14 protein-coding genes are annotated in these 14,893 nt (G+C 50.7%); all 14 read right to left on the minus strand.

Annotated features, from left to right (window positions below):
* Positions 1-6 precede the first annotated feature (6 nt).
* Positions 7-660: a hypothetical protein gene (locus HQN79_RS01060; RefSeq protein ID WP_173283859.1), complete on the minus strand. Its 654-nt coding sequence runs from the start codon at positions 658-660 to the stop codon at positions 7-9.
* Complete coding sequence (locus tag HQN79_RS01065; protein ID WP_173283860.1) at positions 660-1,283, minus strand: hypothetical protein; 624 nt, start codon at positions 1,281-1,283, stop codon at positions 660-662. Before HQN79_RS01065 ends, HQN79_RS01060 begins: the two co-directional genes overlap by 1 nt.
* A 58-nt stretch (positions 1,284-1,341) precedes the next feature.
* Positions 1,342-1,683 (minus strand): Hpt domain-containing protein, encoded by a 342-nt coding sequence (locus HQN79_RS01070; protein ID WP_173283861.1) that lies wholly within the window; start codon positions 1,681-1,683, stop codon positions 1,342-1,344.
* 30 nt (positions 1,684-1,713) lie between these two features.
* Entirely contained in the window at positions 1,714-3,774 is a 2,061-nt protein-coding gene (locus tag HQN79_RS01075) for an EAL domain-containing response regulator (protein ID WP_173283862.1), read from the minus strand.
* 257 nt (positions 3,775-4,031) lie between these two features.
* Entirely contained in the window at positions 4,032-4,469 is a 438-nt protein-coding gene (gene dtd / locus HQN79_RS01080; protein ID WP_173283863.1) for a D-aminoacyl-tRNA deacylase, read from the minus strand.
* Positions 4,466-5,428: a prolyl aminopeptidase gene (gene pip / locus HQN79_RS01085; protein ID WP_238843393.1), complete on the minus strand. Its 963-nt coding sequence runs from the start codon at positions 5,426-5,428 to the stop codon at positions 4,466-4,468. Before pip ends, dtd begins: the two co-directional genes overlap by 4 nt.
* 139 nt (positions 5,429-5,567) lie before the next feature.
* Positions 5,568-7,391, minus strand: a complete 1,824-nt coding sequence (typA, locus tag HQN79_RS01090; RefSeq protein ID WP_173283864.1) for a translational GTPase TypA — start codon at positions 7,389-7,391, stop codon at positions 5,568-5,570.
* A 242-nt stretch (positions 7,392-7,633) separates the two neighbouring features.
* The gene (locus tag HQN79_RS01095) at positions 7,634-8,149 is read right to left on the minus strand and encodes a YeeE/YedE thiosulfate transporter family protein (protein WP_238843394.1); all 516 of its coding nucleotides are present in this window, start codon (positions 8,147-8,149) and stop codon (positions 7,634-7,636) included.
* A 39-nt stretch (positions 8,150-8,188) separates the two neighbouring features.
* Complete coding sequence (locus tag HQN79_RS01100; protein ID WP_173283865.1) at positions 8,189-8,677, minus strand: YeeE/YedE family protein; 489 nt, start codon at positions 8,675-8,677, stop codon at positions 8,189-8,191.
* 188 nt (positions 8,678-8,865) lie between these two features.
* The gene (locus tag HQN79_RS01105; RefSeq protein ID WP_173283866.1) at positions 8,866-10,071 is read right to left on the minus strand and encodes a TsoY family (seleno)protein; all 1,206 of its coding nucleotides are present in this window, start codon (positions 10,069-10,071) and stop codon (positions 8,866-8,868) included.
* Between the two features lie 224 nt (positions 10,072-10,295).
* Positions 10,296-10,802, minus strand: coding sequence for a hypothetical protein (locus HQN79_RS01110; protein ID WP_173283867.1), 507 nt, complete (start codon positions 10,800-10,802; stop codon positions 10,296-10,298).
* A gap of 23 nt (positions 10,803-10,825) precedes the next feature.
* The gene (locus HQN79_RS01115) at positions 10,826-12,970 is read right to left on the minus strand and encodes a putative bifunctional diguanylate cyclase/phosphodiesterase (RefSeq protein WP_173283868.1); all 2,145 of its coding nucleotides are present in this window, start codon (positions 12,968-12,970) and stop codon (positions 10,826-10,828) included.
* A 17-nt stretch (positions 12,971-12,987) separates the two neighbouring features.
* Complete coding sequence (locus HQN79_RS01120) at positions 12,988-13,641, minus strand: histidine phosphatase family protein (protein ID WP_173283869.1); 654 nt, start codon at positions 13,639-13,641, stop codon at positions 12,988-12,990.
* A gap of 140 nt (positions 13,642-13,781) precedes the next feature.
* Positions 13,782-14,891 carry an acyl-CoA dehydrogenase family protein gene (locus HQN79_RS01125; RefSeq protein ID WP_173283870.1) on the minus strand — a complete coding sequence of 370 codons (1,110 nt, stop codon included), beginning with the start codon at positions 14,889-14,891 and terminating at the stop codon, positions 13,782-13,784.
* Between the last annotated feature and the right edge of the window lie 2 nt (positions 14,892-14,893).

Consider the following 14,893-nt stretch of genomic DNA (forward strand, 5'->3'; position numbering starts at 1 on the left):
GAAGCTTTAGCGCGCGGCGACGTCCGTATATTGCAAAGCTTCAGGGCCTTCTGGATCGAGAATCATCTCCAAGCCAAGTTTATCGAAGAAAAGATGTTCCAGTCCATCCGACTGGATTTCACGGCGATCCGGGTCGCCGAAGCGCATTTGAATTGCTCTTTCGGTCAGGTTTTTACGCGGCAGCAAAGTGATGCTGGAAACCGGCAGCGTCATGAATTTCAATTTATCGGCGTTATACAGTTCAACTTCGCGCCCGCCGGAGCTACTCATAATGATTTTTTTGCCGTTATCGAAAGCCTGCTGCATGACTTCCTTGGAGGCATTGATTTTGAGGGCTAGCGCGGCTTTGATTGAACCGATATAGATAACCGGAAAATAGGCTTCGACCGATTTACTGCTTTCGTCGATTTCGGAAAACAGTTTGATTTCGACATCTTTGCCATACAGTGCGATGGCGTCATTGACATTTGATTCGCCGACGATAAGTCCAAGTGTATGCAATTTCCCCTGAGAATCGAAATGTGCATTCCATGGAAGACGTTGATCGTCGATCGCTTCCCGTTCCGGCTGGAGTACCAGCATCAGAGCGAAGATAATGATTGAAGCTCCGAAGACCAGCCAGAACATCGGTAGAGGACGTTTCTGTTTCATGTCGCTCATTACTGTTTCTCTTCGGTATTGTTTTCGTTCATTTGTTTGGCGCCTGGATGATGGATTTCATCCGATCCTTCGCCCAGCTCTTCGTTGGCATTTTCACCGCGCGGTGCAAACTTCTCGATCTTCGGATCGATAATGCCCTTGCCGGCGTCGTAGACGGAGATACCAGTCTGCAGGAAGTTATATAACACGGTAAAGAAGACCACAATCGCACCGAAGAACAGACTGATCTTTTCGACGATCGAGGTCGAGCTGCCTTCTGCCGAGAAATCGTTCATCATCAGGCCGCCGCCGACAAGATTGCCGAGTACCACCCCGATGCCGATAACCAGTGTGGCTACGGCGTAAGAGATCAGCAAATTGCGACCACGACGCCAGGCCAGCGTCCAGTTGGCGGCGACAAACCAGCTGTCGCCCTGTGAAAGCGCTTGCTGACTGCGTTTAAACAAGTAAAAAATCACCAGTCCGGAAATAATCGGCACCAGCAGAAACGGAAGCGGACTGCCGCCGCCGATTTCCAGAGCCACCTGCGAGATTGCCAGGTGGGTAATAATCACGTTGATATTAAAGATGTGATGCGGAATCTTTGCGGAGTGTTTTTCTTGATCGGTTACTTGATAGTGCATGCTTCACTTCTCATATTGCAGTTCAAAAATTGTAGAGAGGTATTGTGCCGCAAATGACTTAAAAACTCTGCAAAAATTGCTTCAAATGCCGGAATACGTTTTGCATTTCCGTTTCAATCTGCTGATACATCCGGTTGAAATCGTCGGTGACGACACCTTCCTTGGCTTTGCTTTCAAGTTCGGCACACAGCGCCGGCAGCTTGGTCGCGCCGATATTGGCGGAACTGCCTTTGAGCGTATGGCTGTGCAGTTGCACGCCAGCCGCGTCCTTGATTTCAATCGACAGCTTAACCTGCCCGAGAATTTCCGGGCTGGTGGTCAGAAAGGCGTCGATAATCTCTTTGAGGTCATCACCGATAACCTCTTTTAACATATGTAAATTCGCTTCATCTACAGACATAACGTTTCCCCTAAAACGAATAAGTAACGGCTATTGGTGCGATTGCAGCCATTTGAAAAAATCGTCGGCCGGCATCGGCTTTCCGAATTTGAATCCCTGAAATACGTGGCAACCCTTGGATCGGAGTTGCGTGACTTGCTCGTCGTTTTCAATGCCTTCCGCAATCACTTCCAGATCCAGTGCGTGGCCCATGGCGATAATGGCTTTGGCTATTGCCCGGCCCGCGTTGCTGTCCAGATTCATGACGAACGAGCGATCGATTTTTATGGTGTCGATCGGAAAACTCTGCAGATAAGCCAGCGACGAGTAGCCGGTACCGAAGTCGTCGATCGAGATTGAGACGCCCATCGCTTTAAGCCCGTTGAGCTGATGCTTGGTGTGATTGGCATCATTCATCGCCAGACTTTCGGTGATTTCCAGATCAATCAGATGGCTTGGCAGTTTGGTCTCGCTGAGAATGCTTTGCATCGTACGCATCAGATCGTTATGTGTAAACTGCCGGCTGGAAAGGTTGATCCCGATGCGCAACGAATAGCCCTGCTGATACCATTCGCAAGTCTGCATAATGGCTTGACGCATGACATAATCGCCAATCTCGTTGATCAAACCGATCGTTTCCGCCAATGGGACGAAAACCGCCGGCGAGATTAATCCCATTTTCGGGTGATGCCAGCGAACCAGAGCTTCGGAGCCACAGGGTTTCAAGGTCTGGGCATCAACCTGTGGCTGGTAATAGACTTCGATTTCGCGGTTTTTCAGCGCATTACGCAAGTCGTTTTCCAGCTGGATCGCCTCTTTAACCGACTCGTTCATATGGTTCTGATAGAAAAGGTACTGGTTCCCACCGAGGTTTTTGGCATTCGCACGGGCGACGTTGGCGTTGTTCATTAACTCTTCCGCACTTTGTCCGTCTTCCGGATAGGAAGCAATTCCGGTACTGAAACTTAAAAAGACTTCCTGAGTGTCGATGACAAACGGGCTATTAAGGTTCTTCTCCAAACGGTTGATCAGATGGTTGAGTTCATTGAGATTCTGCAGATTAGAAATCAGAATGCAGAACTCGTCATTACCAAGGCGTGCGACATAGTCCTCTTCGCGGATAATGCGTTTAAGGCGCTGCGCCAGAGAAATGAGCAGTTGGTCGCCGTACTCTTGGCCAAGATGGCCGTTCAGGTGTTTGAAGCGGTCGATATCGAACAGAATGACGGCGCAATTTTTTTGCCGGCTCTCTTCAAGATAGCATTTCAGTGTCCGGGTCGCGTGATGCCGGTTGGGCAGTCCGGTTAAACTGTCGTGGTTGTTCTGGTATTCGATCTGGGTTTCGGCGCGGTGCAGGCGGCTGATATCCTGAGCGGAACCGTTGATTCTGATCAGATGTCCGTCGGCGGAAAACTCGCCCTGGCCAAGGAATTCGACATGCCGGATCGATCCGTCGTGCGAAACAATCCGGAAGCTGACTTGAATGGCGCTGTGCCCAAGCGTCAAATCGCTTAAGGCCTGATTAATCAGCGATTTATCCTGCGGTTTGACATGGTTGAGAAACTGCTCCAGAGTGATTTTTCCCTTGGCCGGAACGTCAAAGAGGGCAAAGGCGGAGGCTGAACCGGTTACTCTGTCCAGAAGCGCATCCCATTCCCAGTAGCCGAGTTTGGCCAATTTCTGGGCAAAATTGAGTTGTGCTTGCTGATTGCGCAGTTTCGCTTCGATGGTTGCCGTACGCAGGGCATATTTGACCCTTTGGACAAATATCCCCCAGTTGATCGGTTTGGTGATGAAATCCGTTGCACCGGCCTCGAAAGCGCCGTCAATTGATTCGATATCGTCCAAAGAGGTCAGCATTAAGATCGGAATGGCCCGTTCCTGCTCATATTCACGGATGGCGCGCGTGGTGGCAAAACCGTCCAGACGCGGCATCATGACATCCATCAGAACCAGATCCGGGTGGTGTTCCATGTAGGCGCTTAAACCTTCACGGCCATTTTTCGTTTCGATAATGCGGTAGCCGGAACGGGAAAGAACCTTGGAAAGGGTCATTCTCGTGACTTGATCATCTTCGATAATCAGAATCGTAGCAAGCGACGCTTCAGACATTAAAGTTACCTGAGTCCATGCCTTGCGGGCAGAGTGGGAATCTGTACGGAAAGCTTCGGCCAACTTGTTGTTTAGGCGCCGGAGATACCGCATCTAGTGCTTGGTTTCAGTGTATAGCTTGGGTTTGCAAATGCAAGCGTTCGCAACGCTCGGTAACCACTATTTAAATGCCCGGGTGATTCAGGTCATCTTTTTAGAATTATTTAATCCGATTTTTTTTGCGAGACCTTTCTCGTTACCACTTCCTGAGGTGTTGATTAAACCTGCAGCCAGAAAGTGACCGGACCGTCATTGCACAGAGAAACCTGCATATCCGTGCCGAATTCGCCGGTTTGCACCGGGTTGTATTTCTGGCGGGCTTTAGCGACAAATTCGTCAAACCACACGGTTGCCTGTGCCGGAGGCGCGCTGCTGGAAAAGCTCGGGCGCAGACCGCTTCGGGTATCGGCGGCCAGTGTAAATTGGGGGACCAGTAACAGGCCGCCTCCGACCTGTTGAACGTTCAGGTTCATTTTGTCGTTTTCGTCGGCGAACAGGCGATAGTGCAGCAGTTTATGCAGCATTTTGTTGATCTTTTCACTGTTGTCGTCCGGTTCGAATCCGGTCAGTACGACCAGTCCCGGCCCGATGGCGCCGATTTCATCGCCGTCGACTTCGACCCGGCCGTAGGTGACGCGCTGGATCAGGCAGATCATGAAGCCTCCAGCTGTTCGGCAAAAGCGTCCGTTGCCTTGACCAGACTGAGGCTGATCTCCTCCTCCATAGCACTGTGTCCGGAGTGGCTGCAGATAATTAAATCGGCCTCTGGAAGCTGTTCGGCAAGCTCGAATGCCTGATTGACCGGGCAGACCATGTCGTAGCGGCCGTGCACAATGGTAATCGGCAGATGGGCGATGCGATCGGCATGCTTGAGAATCTGGTTGTCTTCAATAAAGGCCTGATGACGGAAATAGTGGCATTCGATACGGGCCATTGCCAGTGCATGGAAGGGGTCGCCAAAGTGGTTGACGACGTCGGGATCGGTTTGCAGATTGCTGGTTCGCCCTTCCCAGACCGACCAGGCTTCGGCGGCGCGCATGCGGGCAATTTCGTTGTCACTGGTCAGCAGTTCGTAATAGGATTCGATCATATTGCCGCGTTTCTCTTCATCCACCGGGGCGATAAAGTCTTTCCAGTATTCCGGATAGAAACGATCAGCACCCTGCTGATAGAACCAGTTAACGTCTTCGTCGCGGCACAGAAAGATTCCGCGCAAAATCAGGCCGAGGGTCCGCTCCGGATAACTCTGGGCATACAGCAGCGATAAGGTGGAGCCCCATGAACCGCCGAACAGAAGCCACTGGTCGATTTTGAGATGACGGCGGATTTTTTCGATGTCCTCGATGAGGTGTGCGGTGGTGTTATTGGTCAGACAGGCGTGGGGGCGGGACTGGCCGCAGCCGCGCTGATCGAAGAGTACGATGCGATAGGCGTTCGGATCGAAGAATTGTCGGTGAACAGGTCCGTAGCCTCCACCCGGACCGCCGTGAACGAACAGAACCGGAATGCCTTCAGGATTGCCGCACTCCTCGATATGCAGGGAATGCGTGCTGTCGACCTGCAGACTGTGTTGCACATAAGGTTCGATCGGGGGGTAGAGGTGGCTGTAGTTCACGATATCTTCTCCTTGTTAGGCTTTTTAGTTTACCCAAAAGAATAAGCCAAGGAGAAGAGTTGCAGGCAATAAAAAACCGCACCGGGAAAGTTCCCGGCGCGGTTTTTACAAAAGACCTGAATTAAGCGTTCGGCTTAACTTAGTCTTTAGAGGCACGCGAAGCGCGCTTACGCTCGTTTTCGGTTAGGAATTTCTTACGAATACGAATGCTTTCTGGAGTAACTTCAACCAGTTCGTCGTCATCGATGAATTCCAACGCTTGTTCTAGCGAGAAGCGAATTGGCGGAACCAAGGTTAGCGCTTCATCCGTACCGGAGGCACGAACGTTAGTCAGCTGCTTACCTTTCAGTGCGTTAACCGTCAGGTCATTGGCACGGCTGTGCAGACCGATGATCATCCCTTCGTAAACTTCTTCACCGTGACCGATATATAGACGACCACGATCCTGAAGGTTGTATAGTGCGTAAGAAAGTGCTTTACCTTTATCGTTCGAGATAAGGACACCGTTGTTACGCTCACCAACGTTACCGGCAAACTTAGGCCCGTAGTGTGAGAAGCTTGAGAAGATTAGACCGTTACCTTGAGTCGCCGTCATGAACTCGGTACGGAAACCGATTAGACCACGTGAAGGAATAACAAAGTCAACACGTACACGACCGTGACCGTCTGGAACCATGTCGTTCATTTCCGCTTTACGCAGACCCAGTTTCTCCATGATCGTACCTTGAGATTCTTCCGGTACATCAACGGTCAGGTTTTCGTAAGGCTCCTGGATTTCACCATCAATTTCACGGAAGATAACTTCCGGACGCGAGATACCCATTTCGAAGCCTTCGCGACGCATGGTTTCGATAAGGACCGAAAGGTGAAGCTCACCACGCCCGGAAACACGGAATTTGTTTGCATCTTCAGTGTCTTCAACACGCAACGCAACGTTCGTCAGGAGTTCTTTGTCCAGACGCTCGCGGATTTGACGGGAAGTCAGTAGCTTACCTTCCTGACCGACAAACGGAGAGTCGTTAACCTGGAAAGTCATGCTGACTGTCGGCTCATCAACTGTCAGAGCCGGTAGCGCTTCAACGCTTTCCGGATCGCACAGGGTATCTGAGATATTTAGCGGATCGAAACCTGAGAAGGCGATGATGTCACCGGCATGTGCCTGTTCAACATTGATACGCTCAAGTCCGTGGTAACCGAAGATTTCGCTGAATTTACCTTTACGGGTTGCGCCTTTGGCGTCAACAATCGTAACCTGCATCCCGACTTTGGCGGTTCCGCGTTTGATACGACCGGTACCGATAACCCCTTTATAGGTGTCGTAATCCAGAGAGATACACTGCAACTGGAAAGGTCCGTCAAGGTCCACTTCAGGAGCCGGTACTTTTTCGACAATAGTTTCGAATACGGCAGTCATGTCGCCGTCGCGAACGTCTTCATCATAACCCGCGAAACCGTTCAGACCGGAAGCGTACAGTACTTCGAAGTCCATCTGTTCGTCGGTTGCGCCAAGGCGGTCGAACAGGTCGAATGTCTGATCCAGTACCCAGTCAGGACGTGCGCCCGGACGGTCGATTTTGTTGATGACAACGATTGGTTTCAGACCCTGCTGAAGTGCTTTTTCGGTTACGAAACGGGTTTGCGGCATAGGCCCTTCAACCGAATCGACCAAAAGCAATACCGAGTCAACCATCGACAGGATACGCTCTACCTCACCACCGAAGTCGGCGTGACCCGGAGTGTCCACGATATTGATACGGAAGTCGTTCCAGTTGATCGCAGTGTTTTTGGAAAGGATCGTGATTCCGCGCTCTTTCTCCAAATCGTTGGAGTCCATGACACGCTCGCCCATGTCTTTGCGTTCGTCCAGCGTTCCAGACTGTTTTAAAAGTTGGTCAACCAGTGTGGTTTTACCGTGGTCAACGTGGGCAATAATGGCGATATTGCGGATATTTTGCGTTGTCATCTAAAAGGTTCTCTTCACTTTGTAATGATTTAGCGCCAACCGGAATGACGGTTTGTTCGGTGGGTCAGGGCTAAGAATTTGAAAAACAAGGTATTATAGGGAATTTGCCGCCAATTAGCGACTCCCATAAAAGAAACTTGGTGGTTTTTTTATTGCATCATAAAGATTTTGAACTGAAAAGCGGCGTCAAATGGCCGGAAAAAGGCCTTGTCCGGAGCAGACAAGGCGAGAAAATGGTTTTTTTATTTAAGTGCCGCTTTGTAACTGCCGTTGTTGGCGATAAAAGATTGCAGGATTCCATACGCAAATGTGCCTAGTAACAGTCCGATAAGACTGAAAACCGCACCGATTTTCCCTTCGGCAATCATCGCCGGAATCGTACCTGGGCAGGCCGCGGTCATGGCCCAGCCGACGCCGAACAGAAATGCGCCGGCAATCAGTCCCTGTTGATAAGGTTTTTTAACAAAATCGACTTCCGTGCCGGTGGCAATGGCATTGATGTGCAGTTTTTTCATAATGAATACACCGACAATGGCGATAACCACCGCCGTGCCGATGACTTTCATCAGCTGGAAATCTTCAAACAGAAACATTTTGGCGTGAAAATCGAAAGTCGTCGCTCCGGCGCGGCTCATCAGAAACCCGAAAAGCACGCCCATCAATAAACCAAGAATGTTAATCCGGTAGGCGTGGATAAAGTTCATCAGGGTCAGGCTGCCTCCCTGAAGAAGGGGCAGGTGGTGCTGTCCTCGTTTCATAACGTAAATTCCTCGCTAATTATTCGCTTAATGGCTGGCTCAGGTGCCGAAGAGCAGACGTGTCGTCAGAAAAGCGCTCATAAAGAAAACCGCTCCGGCCAGAAGGCTTGGCGGATTCAGCATTGCACCGCCGACCAGGGCGTGTCCGGTTGTGCAGGCGCCGGCAAGACGGGCGCCGAAGCCTAGCAGCATGCCGCCGAATATCAGCCAGATCGCTTTGGCTGCATCCGACTGCGGCAAAATCGTTTCATACATCCCCATATCAAAACTGATGTGCCAAGGGGTGTCGGAAGTCAGGGCGGCGATCAGACCGCCGATCGGGATTCCAATCAGAAACCACAGCTTGATGTTGTTTTTGGTTTCGTATTCGCCTTCGTGATAGTAGCGTACTTTTTTACACAGCAGACCGCAGACGTTGCCGTAACCGGTCGAGCAGCCGGCCGGCTTGCCGATTAACCAGAAGTGTAAAACCACAAATAAGCCGATAGCCAAACCGGCGATCCAGCCGGACCAGACCGTTACTTCCATTGAAGTGTCCTCTAAAATCGTTAAGTATTGCTTTAACTGTCATTTTAGGGATTGTGCCGAACCAGTCAAAACAGCAAATTTACTGGGCGGATAAAAGGGTTCTATTTAGGATAAGAAAAACTTGGGATTCGAGGGAGTAGCCCCGGATGAATCGGGGCCGAAAGAGCCGATTATTGTGTGTTGAAAGCTTATGCTGCCGAGAATTTCAGATAGCGATGGCGTTTCAGAAGCTTGGCAAAGTAGTAGATTGTCACAATCTGCATGCCGATAATCGGCAGCCATAGCAGGTAGTAAATCGGGCTGCTGAATTCGACAAAACCGGTAAAGATCAAACCGACATTCAGCCACATGACTAACTGGACTTCCATCGCAAAGCCGGGGCAGATTAAGGCAAAGGCGCTACTGTCCAACTTGCCTTCCTCCAGCATTTCAAAATAGCGCTTACGTTTCATAACACTGATTGCAAACAGCCCGACAAAGAAAGAGAAACCGATACCGATGGTGGTGACCAGAAGATGGTAACCGGCATCGCGCGCATAATCCAAGGCGTGAATCGAGCCGACATCCGCACGGATCAGGCCGACCACGATCATGCCGGTAATCACGACCGGGAGCAGTAAGGTAACGGTTCCTGGGGCATTGATCCCTTCCTGAAAGATCGACTTGAACCCGAGAATCAATTTGATTAACCCCAGAAGAATCGTCAGGGTAATGACGATATAGGCCATGCTCATGCCGTACAGCGCGATTGCTTCAACTTTGGAAAAGCTAAGGGCGCCAAGGCTGACACCGATCATGCCGAAAGCAAAGATGGCGATCAGCTGAGCCAGATTCGAGTTGTCGACAAAGTCCAGGTTACCGTCGACCAGACGCATCCAATAGACTGAAAATATTTTCAGCGCCATCACCAGAATGACGGTGAAATAGATGCCGGCGGCGACGAACAGGAAGTCAATCATCTGGCTGGTCATACCGAACAGGGTGATTTCGGAGAAAAGGCCCGGAATAAACATGGCACCAAGAATAAAGAAGACATTCATGCTCATGGCCAGCGTTAACGGGATCGCCATTAACTGAACCTCTTTATTGGAGTTTTTCAGTTCCTCGTAGGCTGGGGTTCGGCGGAATTGATTGAAGCCTTTAAACCAACGGGTCAGTAACACAAAGTGAAGGATCGCCGATAGCGAGGCACCGAGCATATACAGCTGAATCAGCAGTTGTTTCGGTGAAGTGCCGCCGACATAGTCCGCCATTAGCACATCGTAGCTGATAAAGACATCACCCGGATGGGCTGTCATAAAGTTAACGATAAAAAAGAACGAAGCCGTCATTCCTCCGGCCCCCAGTGCAGCCAGAATGTGCAAAATCTGGAATTGAGGTTTTGCGTAAGTCATTAATTTGATCCCTTGATTTGTGTTTTTTGCTAGAGGTTGTTTTTATTTTGGGAAAAGAATAATTAATTGCTTATATAAAAACAACCTTTGAGTGTATAAATCTAGTTAATTATTTGCAAAATTGATTCGAGTATGGAGATTTAGTGGGAATTAATGGGTGAGTAAAGTATGTTTACGGTCGGATTTTTGGGCGGAATGAAAACGGTTTTTGAAAAAATTCGCGCTTAGAGGGCGGCAAGAATCAGATTTTGCCGACTGAAATCGTCCATCCGTTGCAGCGGAATGGCGGCGGCGAAAACCGGGAAGTCCAATTGGCGCAGGTACGCGATGCGATGACGGCCCTGACGGATGCGCAAAAAGCCGTTGCTCAGCATCTTTTCAAAGCAGACGGCCGGTACTTTGTCGTCTGCTTGAAGTTGTTGATGCCAGCGTTCGATTTTTTGTCGATGCATGTTAATTTCGGCCACGTAATCGGCGCGATTCTGGCAGCACGCGTGCGGAAAATCCGTCAGATCTTGCGGCACATAATTGCAGCGGTCTTGTTGCCAGTAGCGATCCCAGCTTTTCAGGTCAATCAGAACCGTCCGGTAGTCGATACCGGGAAGCGTGTCGGCGGATGCGGTAAAGCAGATACAGCGCTCGGAGGCCTTGTCACAGTGCCGCCAAATGCAGTTGTCATGTTGATTCTGACGCTGTTCGCAAAGAGAGCTAGAGACTGGAGGGGGTGCCATCGGATAAATCGCCTAAGGATGCGTTAATTCGGCAAAGTGTCGAGCCATTTCCGGTAAGGAACCGGTCTTGCGTACAGGTAGCCCTGGATAATCGGCTCGCCGAGCTGATTAAGAATCACCTCCTGTTCAGAGGTTTCAACGCCTTCGACCACCACCTCGAGATTAAAGCTCTGCGCGATTTCGAAGACCGATTTGACCAGCGACTGGTCTTCTTCGTTATCGGTTAGCTTCTGAACAAATGAGCGGTCGACCTTAACCTCGTCCACCGGCAGGCGTTTCAGATAGCTCAAAGAGGAGTAGCCGGTGCCGAAATCGTCGATCGAGAAGCGGACGCCGCGCGTTTTCAGTTCCTGCATCTTGTCGATGATGGTATCGAAGTCGTCGAGGAAAATATTTTCGGTCAGCTCAAGAGTAATCTGTCGCGGGTCGACCCCGGTGGAGGCAAATATTATGAGCATGTGTTCAAGAAAGTTAGGGTGCGAAAAGTGCTGCCCCGAGATGTTTACCGAAATATGCAGCTGTCTTCCGATCTTGCGCTGTTGAACCAACAGTTTGCAGGCCTCGGTCAACATCCATTTGTCGACCTCGATAATTAAATTACTCTCTTCGGCCAAAGCGATGAATATTTCCGGCGAAATCCAGCCGCGTTTGGGGTGTTGCCAGCGAATCAGCGCTTCGGCTCTCGGCAGAGGTTCATGCGGGTGAATTTGCGATTGCAGGTAGAGTTCCAGGTCGTTGTTTTCAATCGCGACTTCCAGATCCTTTTGCAGTTCAAAGGCATCGGTTATCTGTTGATAGAACTCCGAACGATAAATCACGCTCTGATTATTGCCCAGATCTTTGGAGTTACGTAAAGCGATCATGGCATTGCGAATCAGATCATGAGCCTGGTCATGACCCTTTCGGCCGGTCGGGAAGGACACTATGCCCTGATTACAGGTGATCGATACGATTTCGTTGTCGATTTTAAAAGGCGCGCTCAGCAGGTTTTTGACCTTATCGGCGATCGCCTGTTGAAAATGAAGTTCCTTGCCCGTCTCAATATGCGTCGGAGCGATCAGGATGAAGAATTCGTCGGCGCTGCCGCGGTAGAGTTGTTTGCCGCCTTCGGACAACACATTCAAGCGCTTGGCAAACTCGACCAGAATCTTATCGCCGAAGTCGTATCCCAAAGCGTTGTTGAAAACCTGAAAACGGTTGATATCGAGTTTAACCAGAACGCCTTTCAAATGTTCTTTATAGGCCTGATTCAATTGGCTGTCGAGGTTTTTCAGCAGCATTTGCATGTTCGGAAGTTCGGTTAGCGTATCAAAGTAAGCCAGTTGAAAGATTTGCGCCTCTTCCTTCTGGCTCAGCTCCAGGGTGCGTTTGAATTTCAATACCGCATGCCCCAAAAGACGCAGTTCGCCTTTGGTCTGTTTAACCATGCGGTTGACCTGATCAAGCTTCGGAATTTCCCGTTTGTAGGCCGCCAGATCACGCAGCGAGGCCATAATGATTTGCAGATAGTTGGACAGGCGGGAAGCGGAAACCACCGCAATCAAAAACGCGATCAGAAAACCGATCACGCCGATGTAGTAGATCGAGTGCAGCGAGTTTTCGATACGCTTCTGCGTCTCGTCGAATGTCTGGTTGGTGTAATTGGACAGCTGTTTGGCGAGTTTGTTGGATTTATCGACAAATTTGAAATACTCGACCTGTGCGGCATTGATATAACGACTTGAGGTTTCCGGGTCGATGACGACAATGTCGGACGCCATCAGTGAAAAGTTTTTAAAGTTGACGAAGTTTTCCTGCCAGGGGTTCAGAAGCGATTTGTCGGTCAAGAGCGCGTTCAGGCGCGTTTTGACCCGCGCCAACTGTTTCTCTGTGGCATCAAGCTGATCGACCATCTTGGAGTGGATCCGGTAGGCCGCAGCATGCGTCAGTTTATCCTGATTGGTTGCCAGCAGCAGTTCGTTAAGTCGCTTGTATTGAACCCCGACGCTGTCGATAAATCCGATGGTTTCACTGAACTCTTCAACCGTCTGCTTGGCAACGGTACTGTTTTCCGATTGCGCCTGAGTGAACTCATTCAGAATGTAGATGTTCAGAAACGCCACGACCGCCAGCACGATAAGTGCCGGTAATAGAAACATCAACAGGGCCGAAAAGCGCAGGCGAACCATCTGTCTTCAGAAGCTCCTTATTTGCCGAGAAGTTTCGGCCAGTCTCCGGGACGGATACTGCCTAAATATTCAAACTGATTATCGCCTTTCGGGAGGAAGATGACCAATGTCGCTTCTTCGGGGAAATACCCCATCAGATCCATCATATTCGGCGCGTGAGCGACCAGAAAGCGGTTTGTCCCGGGGGAGACCGGCGTTGAAATCAGGCTGCGGGTTTTGGCGATAACCGGTTTTTTCTCTTCACTGGTCATACTGCCGGTGTACATCAGTCCCGGTTCCAGAATGTAATGCTGGAACGCGTTTTTCGCCGAGTTTTTCGCCCGGCACATCGGGCTGGCAAAGACATCGCCGACCGGAATTTGTGCCTGTCGAACATAGTTTCCGACCCGGGTCGTGACCTCAATTCCGTTCTGGTTTAAAACTCGCTGGGTATTACAGTCGTTCAAATCCACTGCGGGTACACGGTCGGGGCGGCTGTTGTCGGTATTACCGTGACGCATATACAGAACATAACCGCCATGCTGCAGTTTTTTCAGCAGTTGAGGCGAAGCGATAACCTCATTGAAGTTATCGTTGGTTTTGGCGCTGTGCGCCTGCAGCGAATAACCGAGGGAAAACAGGAGAAAAAACAGCCAGAAAAAGTGACGAAATGTTTTTGGAACGGAAGACATGGCGAGCTCGATTTTGAATCTAGGAGGATTGAATTAAAGTTAAATGACGGGGCCGTTTTCGTCAAGCTGTGCAGGTGCGAATAATTGTTTGTACTCAACTCTTAAAGCAGCATGAAAACGGCATAGGCGGCAAGGTCGCATTATCGTGTTTCACCTTCTTGCAAGGGGGCTGAAGGGGCGACAATGGCATGCTGGCTTAAGGTCTGCAGATCCCGCCAGGCCCGACCGAAAGGTGAATCGATGAAAACGGCCGCCATACCGGCACGAGCCTTTAACAAGTCCGCGGCGCGGATGCCGGCCTGTACGATTTGCTGGCAATTTTTCTGTACCTGACGGATTAGCGTTTCCGGCGGTGAAATTCCCTGCTCCAGATTTCCCCAGACGCTTTCGGCCAGTTGATAAAGACGATTGCGGCTTGTGTCGATCAGGCGTTGCGCTTCGCCAATTCGGTATTGAATATCGCTATCTTCGCTTAGCGGAGTTGTCGAACCGGGAACGGTCTTGTGGCGGATCAGTTCCTCAAACGCTTCGCAGGCATGTTGTGCAATGCCTACGGCAACGCTGGCAAAAGACAGGCTGGCCAAGGTTTCCAGGGGGCAGCGAAAAATCGCGTCGTCGGAGATCGGCGCTTTCTCCAGCGAGAAAGTAAAGGCGTTCGGAACTGCGGCGGCGTTGATACTGAAATCATTACTGCCGGTCGCCTGCATTCCGAACACCTGCCAGGTGTCGTGAATCACGACCTGCTCCGCCGGTACGGCAATCGAAATAATCTCCTTGTCCCCGCCATCGATTTTGCAGTTGGCCGTAAACCAGGTGGCATGGTAGGCGCCGCTGGCATAGGGCCAGCGCCCGTTGACGTCGAAGCCGCTTGCTGTCGTTTTGGCTTGGCCCGCGGGCATGCCTGATCCGGCAATCACGGCCCGCTCCGGTAGAAAAACCTCTCTTGCAGCGCCTTCTTCGAGGAAGCCGGAAAACAGTCCGCCGCCGGCTCCGATCATCACGAGCCAGCCGGTGGCTCCGTCGGCGGATGCGACCAGTTCGAATACGCGCAATGCACTTGGTAAATCGGTTGTTTCGCCATTGTATTTGTCGGCGATAAACAGACGGAACAGGCGCTGTTCGAATAAGACCGTCAGCAGTTCGTCGGTTAAATGCCCTTGCTGTTCCGATTCCCGAGCCGCCTGTCGAATCGCCGGAAGGATGGATTTTACGTTTTGCAGCAGGGATTCGGAGTTTGGGTGTTTACGCATAG

Source organism: Thiomicrorhabdus xiamenensis (assembly GCF_013282625.1).
GTDB classification, from domain to species: Bacteria; Pseudomonadota; Gammaproteobacteria; order Thiomicrospirales; family Thiomicrospiraceae; genus Thiomicrorhabdus; species Thiomicrorhabdus xiamenensis.